17 protein-coding genes are annotated in these 15,096 nt (G+C 67.8%); all 17 read right to left on the reverse strand.

What is annotated here, in order from left to right:
- Positions 1 to 5 precede the first annotated feature (5 nt).
- Positions 6 to 320, reverse strand: a complete 315-nt coding sequence (locus ACSFBF_RS12280; RefSeq protein ID WP_435467220.1) for a hypothetical protein — start codon at positions 318 to 320, stop codon at positions 6 to 8.
- Positions 321 to 666: 346 nt separating this feature from the next.
- Positions 667 to 2,121, reverse strand: coding sequence for an amidase (locus tag ACSFBF_RS12285; RefSeq protein WP_435467222.1), 1,455 nt, complete (start codon positions 2,119 to 2,121; stop codon positions 667 to 669).
- Between the two features lie 32 nt (positions 2,122 to 2,153).
- Complete coding sequence (locus ACSFBF_RS12290) at positions 2,154 to 2,945, reverse strand: transporter substrate-binding domain-containing protein (RefSeq protein WP_435467224.1); 792 nt, start codon at positions 2,943 to 2,945, stop codon at positions 2,154 to 2,156.
- Positions 2,946 to 3,022: 77 nt separating this feature from the next.
- Positions 3,023 to 3,706 (reverse strand): GntR family transcriptional regulator, encoded by a 684-nt coding sequence (locus tag ACSFBF_RS12295; protein ID WP_435467226.1) that lies wholly within the window; start codon positions 3,704 to 3,706, stop codon positions 3,023 to 3,025.
- 96 nt (positions 3,707 to 3,802) lie between these two features.
- Positions 3,803 to 4,588, reverse strand: coding sequence for a flagellar biosynthetic protein FliR (fliR, locus tag ACSFBF_RS12300; RefSeq protein ID WP_354337762.1), 786 nt, complete (start codon positions 4,586 to 4,588; stop codon positions 3,803 to 3,805).
- A gap of 23 nt (positions 4,589 to 4,611) precedes the next feature.
- On the reverse strand, positions 4,612 to 4,881 hold the full coding sequence (gene fliQ / locus ACSFBF_RS12305; protein WP_435467228.1) for a flagellar biosynthesis protein FliQ: 270 nt from the start codon (positions 4,879 to 4,881) through the stop codon (positions 4,612 to 4,614).
- A gap of 10 nt (positions 4,882 to 4,891) precedes the next feature.
- Complete coding sequence (gene fliP, locus ACSFBF_RS12310; RefSeq protein WP_435467230.1) at positions 4,892 to 5,653, reverse strand: flagellar type III secretion system pore protein FliP; 762 nt, start codon at positions 5,651 to 5,653, stop codon at positions 4,892 to 4,894.
- Positions 5,650 to 6,066 (reverse strand): flagellar biosynthetic protein FliO, encoded by a 417-nt coding sequence (fliO, locus tag ACSFBF_RS12315; RefSeq protein WP_435467232.1) that lies wholly within the window; start codon positions 6,064 to 6,066, stop codon positions 5,650 to 5,652. The genes fliP and fliO overlap by 4 nt, the downstream gene beginning before the upstream one ends.
- On the reverse strand, positions 6,063 to 6,515 hold the full coding sequence (fliN, locus tag ACSFBF_RS12320) for a flagellar motor switch protein FliN (protein WP_435467234.1): 453 nt from the start codon (positions 6,513 to 6,515) through the stop codon (positions 6,063 to 6,065). Before fliN ends, fliO begins: the two co-directional genes overlap by 4 nt.
- Positions 6,508 to 7,509 (reverse strand): flagellar motor switch protein FliM, encoded by a 1,002-nt coding sequence (fliM, locus tag ACSFBF_RS12325; RefSeq protein WP_435467236.1) that lies wholly within the window; start codon positions 7,507 to 7,509, stop codon positions 6,508 to 6,510. Before fliM ends, fliN begins: the two co-directional genes overlap by 8 nt.
- A 27-nt stretch (positions 7,510 to 7,536) precedes the next feature.
- A complete protein-coding gene (gene fliL, locus ACSFBF_RS12330; protein ID WP_435467238.1) occupies positions 7,537 to 8,049 on the reverse strand; it encodes a flagellar basal body-associated protein FliL in 513 nt (170 codons plus the stop codon).
- Between the two features lie 152 nt (positions 8,050 to 8,201).
- On the reverse strand, positions 8,202 to 9,632 hold the full coding sequence (locus tag ACSFBF_RS12335; protein WP_435467240.1) for a flagellar hook-length control protein FliK: 1,431 nt from the start codon (positions 9,630 to 9,632) through the stop codon (positions 8,202 to 8,204).
- A gap of 28 nt (positions 9,633 to 9,660) precedes the next feature.
- Entirely contained in the window at positions 9,661 to 10,116 is a 456-nt protein-coding gene (fliJ, locus tag ACSFBF_RS12340) for a flagellar export protein FliJ (RefSeq protein ID WP_435467242.1), read from the reverse strand.
- The gene (gene fliI, locus ACSFBF_RS12345; protein ID WP_435467244.1) at positions 10,113 to 11,576 is read right to left on the reverse strand and encodes a flagellar protein export ATPase FliI; all 1,464 of its coding nucleotides are present in this window, start codon (positions 11,574 to 11,576) and stop codon (positions 10,113 to 10,115) included. Before fliI ends, fliJ begins: the two co-directional genes overlap by 4 nt.
- A gap of 5 nt (positions 11,577 to 11,581) precedes the next feature.
- Positions 11,582 to 12,379 carry a flagellar assembly protein FliH gene (fliH, locus tag ACSFBF_RS12350; RefSeq protein ID WP_435467246.1) on the reverse strand — a complete coding sequence of 266 codons (798 nt, stop codon included), beginning with the start codon at positions 12,377 to 12,379 and terminating at the stop codon, positions 11,582 to 11,584.
- On the reverse strand, positions 12,366 to 13,364 hold the full coding sequence (gene fliG / locus ACSFBF_RS12355; protein ID WP_435467248.1) for a flagellar motor switch protein FliG: 999 nt from the start codon (positions 13,362 to 13,364) through the stop codon (positions 12,366 to 12,368). The genes fliH and fliG overlap by 14 nt, the downstream gene beginning before the upstream one ends.
- A complete protein-coding gene (gene fliF, locus ACSFBF_RS12360; protein ID WP_435467250.1) occupies positions 13,357 to 15,093 on the reverse strand; it encodes a flagellar basal-body MS-ring/collar protein FliF in 1,737 nt (578 codons plus the stop codon). The genes fliG and fliF overlap by 8 nt, the downstream gene beginning before the upstream one ends.
- Between the last annotated feature and the right edge of the window lie 3 nt (positions 15,094 to 15,096).

Here is a 15,096-nt window from a genome sequence, read left to right on the forward strand (position 1 = left end):
AAAATTCACTGCGCACAGCCTTCGCTCAAGGCAGCACGCAACGATTGAATTGTGGTATCGGCTGCTGCGATCCGCCGCTGCAATTCCTCATTGACCACCCGCACCAGCGCACCGAGTTCAGTGCGTGTCGGATAAACCTCTTCCGTATCGTTCGCTCCCTGTGGAACGATGAGCTTTTCGAGACCGACATACGCGTGCTGCACCTCGTGAAGGCTGTCGATGTCATCGCATGCCTGCAGCACAAGCGATTCAACGCTGGCGGCTTCAGAAGATTCGGGAAGTGAGTGAACGTGCGCGGACGCGCGAGCGGATGCAGCCATGAATGGCCTCCAAGGGTTTCGGTTTGCTGAAACCGACGCACTCAACGCCAATTGAGGGCGGCGGCTCGACGGGTTGGCGTACCGGGAAACCACTTGCGTGAAACCGGCCGGGCTCGCGCCCGCCCATCGAGCCGCCAAAACTGGAGGCACGAACGACAAAGCCGCAGACCCTGCGGGTGACTGCGGCTTTCGTCGCAGTGATTTCAGCGGGACGCCAATCCCGATCACGCCTGTTTTTGACATGACGGGCGCAGTATAGCCATGCAGACATCTGCGATCGAGGGGAGCGGGATGCCCCTATTGCCCGCAGTTCCAACCCAAATGCCGGATGGGGCCTCCTCTTTTTTCAGCCCGTTGAGTGAGCCCTTCGTGCCACCAACTTGTCGTTGTCTGCATGCGGTCTTTCAGTTTCCTGATCCCACAGCGCAAGCCACGGAAAGGCCTCCTCATACTGCATGGCCAATGCCAGCAATTCGGCATCGTGGCCGACCGGTGCGACCAACTGAATGCCAGTCGGCAGGCCCTTTGCATGCGCGCTTGGCAATGCAATGGCCGGCAAGCCCGCGGCATTGGCGAAGGCGGTGAAGACGGCATGCCCGCGCGGGCCGACTTCCGTGTCCGCAATCCGCTCGGGGTGGCTCTGCTCGCAGGGCCAGGGCAGGGCGGCCGTCGCCGGTGTGAGGATGAAGTCGTAGCGGGCGAAGACGACTTCCATCTGTCGCTCGAGTTCACGCACTTCCGCCAGTACATCGAACAGGCCGGATGCATCGAGCTTCAGGCCGGCGTCGAAATTCGCCTGCGCGACCGCGCCGCAGCGTGAGAGATCCGGGTGAACGCCCTCGGGCAATCCGAACTCGGGCCATTGCCATGCGCGCTGGAGCATCCAGGCGAGCCCTGCATTGGAAAGCGTCAGCCACAGCGCGTTGATTGCCTCCGACCAGTTCACCTGCTGCGCTTCGTCCACCGCATGCCCCAACGCGGCGAAACCCTCGGCCGCGCGACGCACCGACGCGGCGATGCGGGGGTCGACGGCATGGGTGCCGAACCGGGGCACGAAAAGAATGCGAGACGGCGAGGGCTGGCCGGCCTCCAGGCGCGATCCCGCGATCGCCGACGTCAGATGCTGTACGTCTTTCACGCAGCGACCGATTCCGCCGGCCACTTCGTAGTCGAGGAATATCTCGGGCAAGCCGCGTTCCCTGCGCACGAGGCCGCGCGAAGGCTTGAATCCCACAAGACCGCAATGCGATGCAGGCCGGCGGATGGAGCCGCCGCCATCGGTGGCCAGGGCCAGCGGCCCCAAGCCCGCCGCGACCGCCGCCGCGGCACCGCCCGACGATCCGCCCGGCGTCAGCGCGGTGTCCCAGGGGTTCCGGGTCGTGCCGTGCAGGGCGTTGGAGGTGTAGCCCTGCATCGCGAATTCAGGCAGGTTCGATTTGCCGAACAGCACGGCGCCTGCCGCGCGCAGGCGCGCCACGGGCAGCTCGTCGTGCGACGCGACAAAGCCCTGCAGCAGCCTGCTTCCCCACGACGTGGGAAAACCCGCGACGTGCATGTTGTCCTTGACGCTCACCGGTACGCCGTCGAGCGGGCCCAGCGGCCGGCCGGTGGCCCAGCGTGCCGCGCTGGACGCCGCCGCGCGCCGCGCACCTTCCCGGTCGAGTGCCACGAAGGCGTTGAGCGACGGCTCGCAAACCTCGGTGCGTGCCAGGCACGCCTGCAGCGCGTCGAGGGGCGTGAACAACTGCTTTGCGTACCCGGCGGTCAACTGCGCTGCACTGAGGCGCCATGGCTCGTTCATGTCGTGGGCGTGATGAAGATACGAGGCGCGCCTTACTGCGGCAAATCGCCGGCGGGGCGGCCCAGCCACTTGACAGCCAGCTTGTCGAGTTCGCCGCTCTTCCTCGCGTCGAGCAAGATCTCGTTGACCTTGAGCCGCAGCGCGTCCTCTCCCTTGGCCACGCCGACGAAGTTCGGGGAATCCTTCAGCACGAACTTGAGCTCGCTCCCAAGTTGCGGGTTCTTCGCCATCATGGTGCTCGCCACCTGGGCGCTGGTCGCCACCAGCTGCGTCTGTCCGGCGACAAAGGCCGAGATGGTCGCGTTGTTGTCCTCGAAGCGGCGCAACTCCACGGAGGCCGGCGCCACCTTGGTGAGTTCCGCGTCGTCCACGGAGCCGCGCGTGACGGAGATGGACTTGCCCGCGAGCTCGGCCGGCGCTTTCACGGACAGCGTCTTCGGGCCGAACACGGCGATGAAGAAGGGCGAGTAGGCCACCGTGAAGTCGATGACCTTCTCGCGCTCCGGGTTCTTGCCCAGCGTGGAGATCACGAGGTCGGCCTTCTTGGTCTGCAGATAAGGAATGCGGTTCGCCGTCGAGACCGGAATCAATTCGACCTTGGCGCCGAGCTTGCCGGCGATCAGCCGCGCGACTTCGACGTCCAGCCCCTGGGGCGCCATGTCCGGTCCGACCGAGCCGTAGGGCGGAAAGTCGGTGGGAATCGCGATCCGGACCGTCTTGCTCTTCGTGATCGTCTCCAGCGCGTTCTGTGCGTGCGAGGCGCCGGCGGCGAGAAAGGTCAGAGCGGCTGCGAGGCCGAGGGAAAGGTGGCGTTTGCTGAACATGATGGTGTGCTCCAAGGTTGGCATGGGCGTTGAGAAGAAGTCGGCGGGGAAATCGGGGGCGCGTGGCGACGGATGCTTCATCGGGGCGCAGACAGCGGCGTGAGCGCGAGCCGCAGTTCGGCCAACGGGTCGGGCGTCTGGTCAGCGGGCACCCGCAGCTTGAGTTGCCAGGTCGACAGGTGGGCGAAGACGCGCTGTTCGGCCAGGGCCATGTCGCCGGCTCCCAGCGCCTCGACGATGGCGCTGTGCTCGCTGAAGGAGTGCACAGCCTCGTCCTCCGACTGGTAGCGCAAGGCGATCAGCATCGTGCGTGCGGTGAGGTCGCGAACCGTGGCTGCGAGCACGTTGTTCCCCAGGCATTCGGCCAGGCAGACGTGAAAGTCTCCCAGCAGGAAGCTGCGCGCTCCCACATCGGTGCCTTCGACCGCTTCGCGCTGACGCTTCAGGTGCGTGCGCAGCCGCTGCAGCGCCTTGGAGGCCGGAGGCTTGCTGCACCGGATGAGGCCGGTCTCGATCACGAGGCGCGCGTCGAAAGCGGCCTGGGCTTCCTCTTGGGACAGCTCGACCAGGTACCACCCGCGACGCGCGCTGGCCTTCACCATGCCGCGGACCGACAAGGCGGTGAGCGCCTCGCGCACTACCGCGCGCGGTGCATCGAAGAGATCGCACAGTTGCTGTTCTCCGAGGCGGGCGCCCGGTGCGAGCTTCTTGGCGAGGACCGCCTCGACGATGCGCTCGCTGATGTCGGTGGAAGATGACATGCATCTGATCAAGCAGATCTCATGCCAACTGATTAATCAGTTTGATGCACCTGTTTGGATCTTTATGCGATCCGGGGCCTTTGCATTACCTTCGAATCAAGGCCGCAGCCCCTGCGTAACCCGCAACATATTCCCCACAGCCTCCCCAAACCTCGGCTCCAGAAACGCCCCCAGATTCGGCATCAACAACTGCATCATGAAAATCCCCGCCAGCAGCGTCAGCGGGAACCCCACCGCAAAGATGCTGAACTGCGGCGATGCCCGGTTCAATATGCCCATCGCCAGGTTCAGCGTAAGCAGCGCGGTAATCAGCGGCAGCGCCAGCATCAGCCCGCTGGCAAAGATGTCGCCCCCGGCCAGCACCAGAAACATCCACCCGCCAGAAGCCAGCGGCGCATCGGCAATCGGCAGCGTGTGAAAGCTCTCAGCCAGCGCATTCACCATCAGCAGATGCCCGTCCAGCGCCAGGAAGATCAGCATCGCCAGCATGTTCAGCAGGCGCGACACCACCATGGTGCTGCCATGGCTCATCGGATCGAAGAACGATGCGAACGACAAGCCCATTTGCAGCCCGATGTATTCGCCAGCGGCCAGCACGGCGGTGAACACGAGCCGCACGGTGAACCCCATGGCCACGCCGATCAGCACCTGCTGCACGATGATCCACACGCCGCCGGCGGACACCACCGGCACCGCCGGCAACGGCCCGATGGTGGGCGAGATCACGAAGGCCAGCATGGCGGCAATGGCCACCTTCACGGGCCGTGGCACCCATGCTTCGCCGAAGATCGGCGCGGTGCTCACCAGTGCGAGCATGCGCACAAAGGGCCAGAGAAAGGCCACCATCCAGCCCTCGAGCTGGGCCGAGGTGACCGAGATGATCGACGGGGTCACGTCAAGTCACGTCACGCCAGCATCTGCGGAATGCCGGCGAACAGCGCGCGGATGTAGTCGAGCATGCGGTCCAACATCCACGGCCCTGCGATCACCAGCGTCGCAAACACGGCCAGCAGCTTGGGAATGAATGACAGCGTGGCTTCGTTGATCTGCGTGGCCGCCTGGAAGATGCTCACGATCAGGCCGATGATCAGCGCCACCAGCAGCAGCGGCGCACCGATGAGCAGCGAGATTTCCATGGCCCGGTAGCCCATGGTCATGACGGATTCGGGGGTCATCTCTGCGTACCTAGAGGTAGAAGCTTTGTGCGAGCGCGCCTATCAGCAGTTGCCAGCCGTCGGCCAGCACGAAGAGCATCAGCTTGAAGGGCAGCGCAATGGAAGCAGGCGGCACCATCATCATGCCCATGGACATCAGCACGCTGGCCACCACGAGGTCGATGATGAGAAACGGTATGAAGATGGTGAAGCCGATCTGGAACGCGGTCTTCAGCTCGCTGATAACGAAGGACGGCAGCAGTATGCGCAGCGGCACGTCTTCGGGGCCCTGCATCTCGGGCACCTTGGCGAGCCGGGCGAACAGGGCCAGGTCGTTCTCGCGGGTCTGCTTGAGCATGAAGGTCTTGAAGGGCGCAATGCCGCGCTCCAGTGCCTTGTCTGCGCTGATCTTGTTTTCCGAGAAGGGCTGGTAGGCCTCGGTGTAGGCCTTGTCGAGCACCGGCGCCATCACGAAGAAGGTGAGGAACAGCGACAGCCCCACCAGAATCTGGTTGGGCGGCGATGTCTGCGTGCCGATGGCGGTGCGCAGCAGGCCCAGCACGATGAGGATGCGCGTGAAGCTGGTCATCGACAGCAGCAGCGCGGGCAAGAAGGTGAGCGAGGTCAGCAGCACCATGGTCTGCACGCTCAGCGACCAGGTCTGGCTGCCGCCGGGGCCGGGCGTGCTGGTGATGCCGGGCAGGCCCTGCGTCCATGCAACGGCGGGCAGCAGCGTGGCGGCGAGCAACAGCAGCGCGGCGCGCATGCCGCGGCGCAATGCGGGGTGCTTCATGGGGCGGGACGGTGCGGCTTGCCCGAGAGGGCTTCGCGCAGCTTGCGGGCAAAGAGTTCGACAGGTGTGGGCGCGACCGAGGGCGACGCGGGTGCTGTAGTAGCCGCATGGGCCTGCGCCGGCAGCGTGTGCAGCGTGTTGACCTGGCTCGGCGTGACGCCGAGCACCAGCCAGGTGCCGCCCACTTCCACCACGACCACGCGCTCGCGCTGGCCGACCGCGGCGCTCGACACCACCTTCACCAGCTGGCCGCTGCCCAGGCGCTGAAGGCCGAAGCGCCGCGCCAGCCAGGCGCACAAGAAGATCAGGCCGATCACCGCCGCCATGCCGAAGCCGGCCTGCAGCAGGCCCGATGCGCCGACCGCGGCCGGAGCCACGTCGTGAACGGGCGTTGGCACTGTTGGCAGGCTCATGCGCGCGCGAGCTTCTGCATGCGCTCGGAGGGCGTGACGATGTCGGTCAGGCGAATGCCGTACTTCTCGTTCACTACCACCACTTCGCCTTGCGCAATGAGGTAGCCGTTGATCAGCACGTCCAGCGGCTGGCCGGCCAGGCCGTCGAGCTCCACCACCGAGCCCTGCGACAGCTGAAGCAGGTTCTTGATGGTGATGCGCGTGCGGCCGATCTCGGCGGTGAGCTGCACCGGTACGTCGAGCACGCGCGCGATGTCCACCGGCGTGGAGGACGAGTGCGCGGGGGCCGGCGCGTCCTGGATCTGCTGAAAGACCTGCGCGGTGGCGGGCGCGAATGTGGGTGCGGGGGCGGGTTCGGCGGCGGCAGGGGCCGAGGCGGCCGTCTGCTCGGCCAGGGCGCTGGCCCAGTCGTCCGCGTCGCTGCTGCCGGAAGAGGTGTTGTCAGTCATGGTCGTTCTTCAAATCGCTGTCTTGGTGGGAGATCATGTGTTGCACGCGCAGTGCATAGCGCTCGTTGGAGGTGCCGTAGCCGCACTCCATCACCGGCACGCCGCCGACCTTGGCGACGACCGTCTCGGGCAGCTCGATGGGAATGACGTCGCCGATCTGCAGCTTCATCACTTCGCCCAGCGTCGAGGGCATGGTCACGAAGTCGGCCACCAGCTCGACGTCGGCGGCCTGCATCTGGCGCGACATCTGCTTGACCCAGCGCTTGTCTACCTCGACCTCGTCCTGGATCGGGTTGGACAGCAGGTCGCGGATCGGCTCGATCATCGAGTAGGGAATGCACACGTGCAGGAAGCCGCCCACCGGGCCGAACTCGATCTGCAGCGTGGTGTTGATCACCACTTCGTTGGGCGCGACGATGTTGGCGAGCTTGCCGTGCATTTCGGCGCGCACGTAGTCGAAGTCGAGCGGGAACACCGGCTGCCATGCATCGCCATAGCACTGCAGCGACAGGTCGAGCAGGCGCTTGATGATGCGCTGCTCGGTGCGCGTGAAGTCGCGGCCTTCCACGCGTACGTGGTAGCGCCCGTCGCTGCCGAACAGGTTGTCCACCACGAGAAACACCAGCTTCGGGTCGAACACGAAGAGGGCGGTGCCGCGCAGCGGCTTCATGTGGATCATGTTGATGTTCGCGGGCACCGGCAGGTGCCGCACGAACTCGCCGTACTGCTGAATTTGCACGGGCCCCACCGAGATGTCGGGGCTGCGGCGCATGAAGTTCAGCAGCGCGGCGCGCAGGCCGCGCGCAAAGCGGTCGTTGATGACCTCCAGCGTGTGCATGCGGTTGCGCACCACTCGGTCGGGCGCACCGAGGTCGTAGGCCGGCAGGCCGTCCTTCGGCGGTGCGGGAGAGGTCGCCTGGTCGAGGTCTCCGCCGGTGACGCCTTGCAGAAGCGCATCGACCTCGTCCTGGGAGAGCACCTGTTCATACGCCATGGATCGCTTGTCCGAAGGAAGAGGTGGTCACTGCACGACGAACGTGTTGAAAGAGACGCTGGAGATGCCCAGCTCGGGCGTGTCCGGCGCGAGCGGTGTGCTCAGCGCCTTGCGGATCTCCTCGGCCAGTTTGGCCTTGTCTTCCGGCGACACCACCGATTCGGGTGCGCGGTTCGACAGCAGGAGCAGCAGGCGGCTGCGCACTTCGGGCATGAACTCGACGAGCTGCGCCTTGGTGTGCTCGTCGCGCACGCGCAGCGCCATGCCGATCTGCAGGAAGCGGCCGCGGCCCTCCGACTGCAGGTTGACGGTCAGCGGCTCGAGCGTGAGGAAGATGGGTTTCTCGGGCGTCGGCGCCTTGGCCGTTTCGGTGGAAGCGGCGCCCATGAAGCGGGGCAAAAAGACATACGCGGCCGCGCCGCCGGCAGCGATCAGGCCGACGGCGATCACGATTCCGATCAGCAGCTTCGAGGAGCGGCGTGGGGCCAGCGTTGCGGAGATGGCCGGTGCGACGGTTGCGGCGGGTGATGAGGTAGCCATGGTTAAGCGGTTTTTCTTGTCCGATCTATTCTTTGCGAAGTCCCTCGCTGACGAACGGCCGAACAAGCGCACAAAGGCGTTTCATATCCGTTCATTGCGGGGCGCCGCACAGGGCGCCGTCGCGGGCGGGGGCGTGTATGTGTTGCCGGGCCTCAGGCGAAGGTGTCTACCCCTGCTGCGTTGTTGGAGGCGCCCGTGCGCACGGCGGCGAGGGGCGCCACCGGAGCGCTGGCCGTGGCGCGGCCTGTGCCGGGGTAAGGGGAGGCCGCCTGCTGCCGCGCGGCGTTCTGCTGCTGTTGCTGGCTTTGTTGCTGAGCGAAGGCGGCGTCGTTGCCGAAGGGCTGGCGGGTTTCCGCGCCGACCGAGGCCTGGCCCAGCGTGATGCCCTGCTCCGACAGCGAATTGCGCAGCTGCGGCAGCGCGGCCTCGATGGCCTTGCGCACGCTTTCATGGGCCGATACGAACATGGCCTGCGCCTGGTTGTCACCCATCGACAGCGTGACCTTGAGCGGGCCCAGGCCGGCGGGGTTCAGGTTGAGCTCGGCCGTGTGATTGCCGCTGGTGCTCATGCGCGCCAGTTGCTGGCCGAGGGCTGGCGCCCACTTGTCGCTGCCGACTTCGGGGGCGATGGTGTGCACGGGCGCGCGCGTGGTGGCCGTGTCGTTCGCGCTGTCTGATGAAGCGGTTGCTATCGCGGCGGGCTGCTGGAGTGCGATGGGTGCCACGGGTGGCTGGTTGTCTGCGTTGCCAGAGGTTGCGGCTGCGGCTGCTACTGCCGCAATGGGCGCGGCCTTGGCTTGCGCGTCGTCGGCCGCCTCGGGTTGCTGCGCGGCGCTGGCCAGTTGCTCGGCGGTGGTGGCGCTCACGGGGGCGCGCGATGCGGTGGCGCGGCCGGTCGCAGCGGTGCCGATCGGCGAACCGGCGGGAGCGGACGCGGGCTTCGCGATGCCGACAGCCATGGTCTGTGCCGCGATGGCGGCGCGGGCAAGTTCGTGCAGCGAGGCGGCCGGCGCGGCGTTGTCCTGGAGAGGTGCGGCCGACAGGGCGGGCGTCGCCGGCTTCGCTGCGGCGTCTTTCGCGGCATCTCTCGAGGCCACGGCGGCTTCGGGTGCGGCCGATGCATCGGCGACGGCTACATCGGCGCCAAGCGTCTTCGCGGCAGCGGCCTGCAGGGCCGGGTCCAGCGGAATGTCTGCCGCCGCACCGGCGGGCGCCGCTGCGGCGGTGGCATCGGTCGCGCCTTCACCCTGTTGCTGCTGCGCCGAGCGCCCCGCGAGCGTCAGCGCGTGCAGCGGCGTGTGCGCCGTCGCGAGAAAGGCGAGGTTCGGGTCGGCGGGCAGCGCGTCTTCTTTCTTCGTGTCTTCATCCGCGCCAGGCTTACGCACGGGCTTGCGGTCGATGGCGGCGACATCCGCCGTGTCGTCCTTCGGCGTCGCGTCGCCATGGCTGCCGTTGTTCGCGCGCGAACGCTCCAGCGCCGCGCCAAAGCTGCGGCCCTGGTCTTCGTCCGCGCTGCGGCCGCGCACGCCGGCCTGCGCGGCAGGCTGGCTGGTGGCGTTCGTCATGACGGGGGGCGTGATCATGGGAGTCATGTCGGTTCCTGCGTGGAGATCAAAGAGTCGGGTGCGAGGTGCGGTCGAAGAACTTGCGCGCCGAGCGCTCGTCGCTGTCGCGCTGCTCGCGCTTGGCCTCGGCCATCATTTCCTGCATGCGCACGCGCTCGGCCAGCGTGTCGAAAGAGCTCAGGCGGCGCTTTTGCTGCTGCCAGTCGGTGCGGCCGGTGTCGAGCCGGGTCTCGGTCTGCGCCGCGATGGCGCGCTGCTGATCGATGGCGCCGTCCAGCGTGCCCAGGAAGTTGCGGTAGTTGCGCCACTGCGACGAGGGCAGGCCGTCGCGCATCAATGCGTCGAGCTGGTCGTGGTAGTCCTGCCGGTACTGCAGCAGCAGTTCGAGCTTCTGGCTGGCGTTGAGGTGCGCGTTCTGCAGCGCGCCCAGGCGCCGTGCGGCGTCGTCGGTCTGCGTGTGCGCCAGGTCGATCAGCATGCCGAGAGGGAGCTTGCGTGTCATTTCGTGAATCTCTGCGGTGTTGTTGTCGTGGGTGCGCGCTGCTCGGGCGCGAACAGGCCTTCGAGGTGCGCGATCGACTCGGCGTAGCCCGCGCGTTCGTCCATCGACTGCTGCAGGAAGCCTTCGATGCGCGGGTACATCGCAATTGCCTGGTCGAGCTGCAGGTCGTGCCCGGGCGCGTATGCGCCCACGCTGATCAGGTCGCGGTTGCGCTGGTAGCGCGAGAGCATCTGTTTGAAGCGGCGCACCGAGTCGTATTGCGAAGACGGAATCAGCGCGGTCATTGCGCGGCTGATGGAGGCCTCGATGTCGATGGCAGGGTAGTGCCCGGCCTCGGCCAGCGTGCGCGAGAGCACCACGTGGCCGTCGAGAATCGCGCGCGCCGAGTCGGCAATCGGGTCCTGCTGGTCGTCGCCCTCGGACAGCACCGTGTAGAAGGCGGTGATCGAGCCGCCGCGCCCCTGCGCGTCGCGCGCGCCGTTGCCCGCGCGTTCCACCAATGCTGGCAGCTTGGCGAACACCGACGGCGGATAGCCCTTGGTGGCGGGTGGCTCGCCCACAGCCAGCGCAATCTCGCGCTGCGCCATGGCGTAGCGGGTGAGCGAGTCCATGATGAGCAGCACGTCCTTGCCGCGGTCGCGGAAGTATTCGGCCAGGCAGGTCGCATAGGCCGCGCCCTGCAGGCGAAGCAGCGGCGAGTTGTCGGCGGGCGCGGCCACCACCACCGCACGGGCCAGGCCCTCTTCGCCCAGCGTGTTCTCGATGAAGTCCTTCACCTCGCGGCCGCGTTCGCCGATCAGGCCGACGACGATGACCTCGGCGCTGGTGTAGCGGGCCATCATGCCCAGCAGCACGCTCTTGCCCACGCCGGAGCCGGCGAACAGGCCCATGCGCTGGCCGCGGCCGACGGTGAGCATCGCGTTGATGGCGCGCACGCCCACGTCGAGCACCGAGTCGATGGGCGCGCGCGACAGCGGGTTGACTGGCGGCGAACTCAGCGGCACCTTGCGCGCAATGTCGAGCGGGCCGAGCCCGTCGAGCGGACGGCCGGCCGCATCGACCACGCGGCCGAGCATGCCTTCGCCCACTGGCAGGCGTTTGGTGTGTGCGTTGCCGGCCATGCCGGCTGCATCGGGCTCCGCCGCACCGGGCCGCGCGAACACGCGCGCTCCGGGCACCAGGCCCGCCACTTCGGTCTGCGACATCAAAAACAGGCGGTCGCCTGCGAAGCCCACGACCTCGGCTTCGGCGTGGCGCTGCGGATGACCGGGCGGCAGTTCGATCAAACAGTCGCTGCCCACGGGCAGTTGCAAGCCCACGGCCTCGAGCACCAGCCCGACGGCGCGCGTGAGGCGGCCTGAGGCAATGGTGGTCTCGCAATGCGCGACGTTGGCGCGCGCTTTCTCCAGCGCGGCGCGCACTGCTTGCAGATGGGCGTTGGAGTCGGCGGTGGTTTGCATGGGCGTCAGAGCGAGTCGGCCTGTCCGTCGGCGTCGCCGTGCAGCGCCGCGGTCACGCGCTTCCAGCGGGTGCCGACCGTGCCGTCGAGTTCGCCGGTGGCCGACTGCACGCGGCAGCCACCACGCGCGATGGTGTCGTCGGCGCGCACCTGCCAGCCGGCGGCTTCGATCTCGTTGCCGAGGCTGTTCTTCACCAGTGCCACGTCGTCGGGGTTCAGCAGCAGGCGCGGTTCGCCGCGCAGCGCGGGCTCGGTGTTGAGCAGGTCGCGCACCACGGGCAGCACCCATTCGGGCTCGGCCTTCAGCGTGCGGTGCACCACCTGGCGGGCCACGTCGAGCGCGAGCGCGAGCACGGTGCGCGAAAGTTCTTCTTCGGCGCGGCGCAAGGCGTCGGGCAGCGACTGGGCCAGCGCGCGCAGGCGCTCGGCATGCACGCTGGCAGCCGCGAGGCCGGTGGCCAGCCCTTCGGTGTGGCCGACCTTGCGGCCTTCGGCAAGCCCGGCGGCGCGGCCCTCGGCTTCGCCGTCGATGCGGGCTTCCCTGCGGATGCGCGCGATGTCGGCAAGGTCGATCTTTGGTGCGGGGGGCGCCGGCGGCGCGCCGTTGCGTTCGGAGGCCTTGTTGCGGCCGGTGGGCGCTTGCGGCTTGCCGTCGATGGTGCCCATCTCCCAGCGCTCCCAGGCTGAAAGCGTGGGCGATGGGGCGGGCTTCGGTCCGGCCGCCGCATGGCGCGCGGCGGCATGGATGGCGGCAAGCCGTTCGCGCGACTCGCCGAAGGCGCCGTTGGTGTCAGACGAAGTCATCGGTGCCAGGCGCCGCGATCACGATTTCGCCAGCCTCCGCCAGACGGCGGGCGACTTGCAGGATGGCCTTCTGCTCGGTCTCGACCTGTGATACGCGCACGGGTCCGCGCAGCTCCATGTCTTCGCGCAGCGTCTCGGCGGCGCGCTGCGACATGTTGTTGAGGAACTTGTCGCGCAGCTCCATCGGCGCGCCCTTGAGCGCGATGATGAGCGAGTCGGACTCGATGTCCTTGAGCAGGCGCTGGATGCTGCGGTCTTCGAGGCCCAGCAGGTTCTCGAACACGAACATCTCGTCGACGATGCGCTGGGCCAGCGCCTCGTCCTGCTCGCGCACATGGGCGATGGCTTCTTCTTCCACGCCGGTGCTCATGAGGTTGACGATCTCGGCCGCGGTGCGCACGCCGCCCAGGCGGCTGCGGCGCACACCCTGGCCCGCGAGCATCTCGGTGAGCACGTCGGTCAGCTCGTTCAGCGCCGACGGCTGCACGCCGCCGAAGGTGGCCACGCGCATGATCACGTCGTGGCGCAGCCGCGCCGGCAGCTTCTCCAGCACTTCCGATGCCTTCATGCGGTCCAGGTGCACGAGCAGCGTTGCCAGGATCTGCGGGTGCTCGTCGCGAATGAGCTCGGCCACTTCGCCGGCCTCGAGCTCGTTGAGCCGCTCGATGCCGCCGTGCGGCTCGTCGGGCTGCAGGATGTCTTCGAGCAGGTTGCTGGCGCGGTCGTCGCCCAGCGCCTTCTTCAGCACGGCGCGGATGTAGCTGGTCGAGCCCAGGTGCAGGGCCGACAGCTGCTCGGTTTCGTGGCGGAATTCGGAGAGCACTGCGGCCAGCTCGTCCTTGGAGACGGAGCTGAGCTTCGACATCGCGAGGCCCAGCGCCTGCACCTCGGAGGTGGGCAGCTGGTGCAGCGCGGCGGCGGCGCGGTCTTCGCCCAGCGCCATCAGCAGGATGGCGCTCTTGCGGGTTCCCTGTTCGCTATTCATTGTTGTGCATCCAGTGCTGGATCAGTGTGGACACCAGCTTCGGGTCCTTGTCGGCGGCCTGGTGGGCGTATTCCATGTCGGCCTTGCGGCGGTTGGCCTCGCGTTCACGCAGGCTTTCGTCGGGGGAGGGCGCGTTCGGGTCTGGTTCGGCGACCGGCACGAAGGCGGGGCCGGAGGACGCCGCGGGCCCAGGCGCGGGGGCCAGGTGCCTGCGCATCAGCGGGCGCAGCACGGCCAGCCAGACGAAGAGTGCGAGCAGCGCATACAGCAGGTACTGGCCCATCGTCTTGCCGAGTTCGATGTTCTCGCGGTCGCGCCAGAACGGCACCTCGGGCGCGGGGGCGCTTTCGGCATCGCGGGCGAAGGCGCTGTTGACCACGTTGAGCGAGTCGCCGCGATCCTGGCTGAAGCCCATGGCTTCCTTCGCGAGGTTGCGGATCTGCTCCAGCTCGGCCGGGGTCAGCGCGCGGGGGCTGCTCTTGCCGCTCGCGTCCACCGCATCGCGGTTGTTCACCACCACGGCGACCGACAGGCGCTTCACGCCGCCGGCAGCCTGCTGCACGTGGCGGATGGTGCGGTCGAGCTCGTAGTTGGTGGTGGTGTCCTTGCGCGTGCTGCTCGGGCCGGTGGGGGCGGTGCTGGCCGTGGAGGCCGCCACGCCCTGTGCACCCGGAGCGCCGGGTGTCCCCGGCGCGGGCGGCGTGCCCGGTGCGTTCGGCGCACGTGGCCCGGTGATGGGCGCGGTCGGGTTCACCGGCGGCTGGTTCGACAGCGCGCCCGGCACGCCGCCGGGCTGCCCGCCGCCGTGCTGCGCCGATTCGCTGCTCTGCTGGCTGCGGATGGCGACCTGCGTCGGGTCCTGGTTGGGCTTGTATTTCTCGTCGGTGTGCTCGACCACCGAGAAGTCGATGTCGGCCGCCACCTGCGCACGCACATTGTTCGTGCCCACGATGGGCTGCAGGATCGCCTCGATGCGGCGGATGTAGCCCTGCTCGATCTCCTGCGCGTACTTGAGCTGGCTCACGTCCAGCCCGCGGTCGCCGCCGCGCGCTGAAGACAGCAGGTTGCCGCGCTGGTCGACCACGGTCACGCTCTTGGCGTCGAGGTCAGGCACGCTGCTGGACACCATGTGCACGATGGCGCTGACCTGGCCCTCGTCGATGCTGCGCCCGCGTGCGAGCGCGAGCACCACCGAGGCCGAAGGCTTCTTCTGGTCGCGCACGAAGAGCGACGGCTTGGGCAGCGCCAGGTGCACGCGGGCCGACTCGATGGCGCCGATGGATTCGATGGAGCGCGCCAGCTCGCCTTCGAGCCCGCGCTGGTAGTTGACCTGCTCGGCGAACTGGCTGGTGCCGAACTTCTGGTTGTCCATCAGTTCGAAGCCCACGCCGCCGGCCTTGGGCAGGCCCTGCGCCGCGAGCTTCAGGCGCGTCTCGGCCACCTTGTCGCCCGCGATCAGGATCGCGCCGCCGCCATCGGCGAACTTGTAAGGCACGTTCATCTGCTGCAGCGACGCGATGATCGCGCCGCCGTCGCGGTCCGACACGTTGGTGTAGAGCACCTTGTAGTCGGGCGCGCGGCTCCAGAGCATGAACGCGGCTGCGGCGGCCACCAGGGCCGCGCCGCCGATGATCAGCGGCAGCCGGGGCTGTGCGCGCATGCGGTCCAGTAGCGCGGGCTGGCCGTCGCCGGCCGCAGGCAAGACACCCGCGGGCGCCGCCGTACTCATGGG

It is taken from the genome of Variovorax nivicola, from assembly GCF_051216475.1.
Classification (GTDB): Bacteria; Pseudomonadota; Gammaproteobacteria; order Burkholderiales; family Burkholderiaceae_C; genus Variovorax.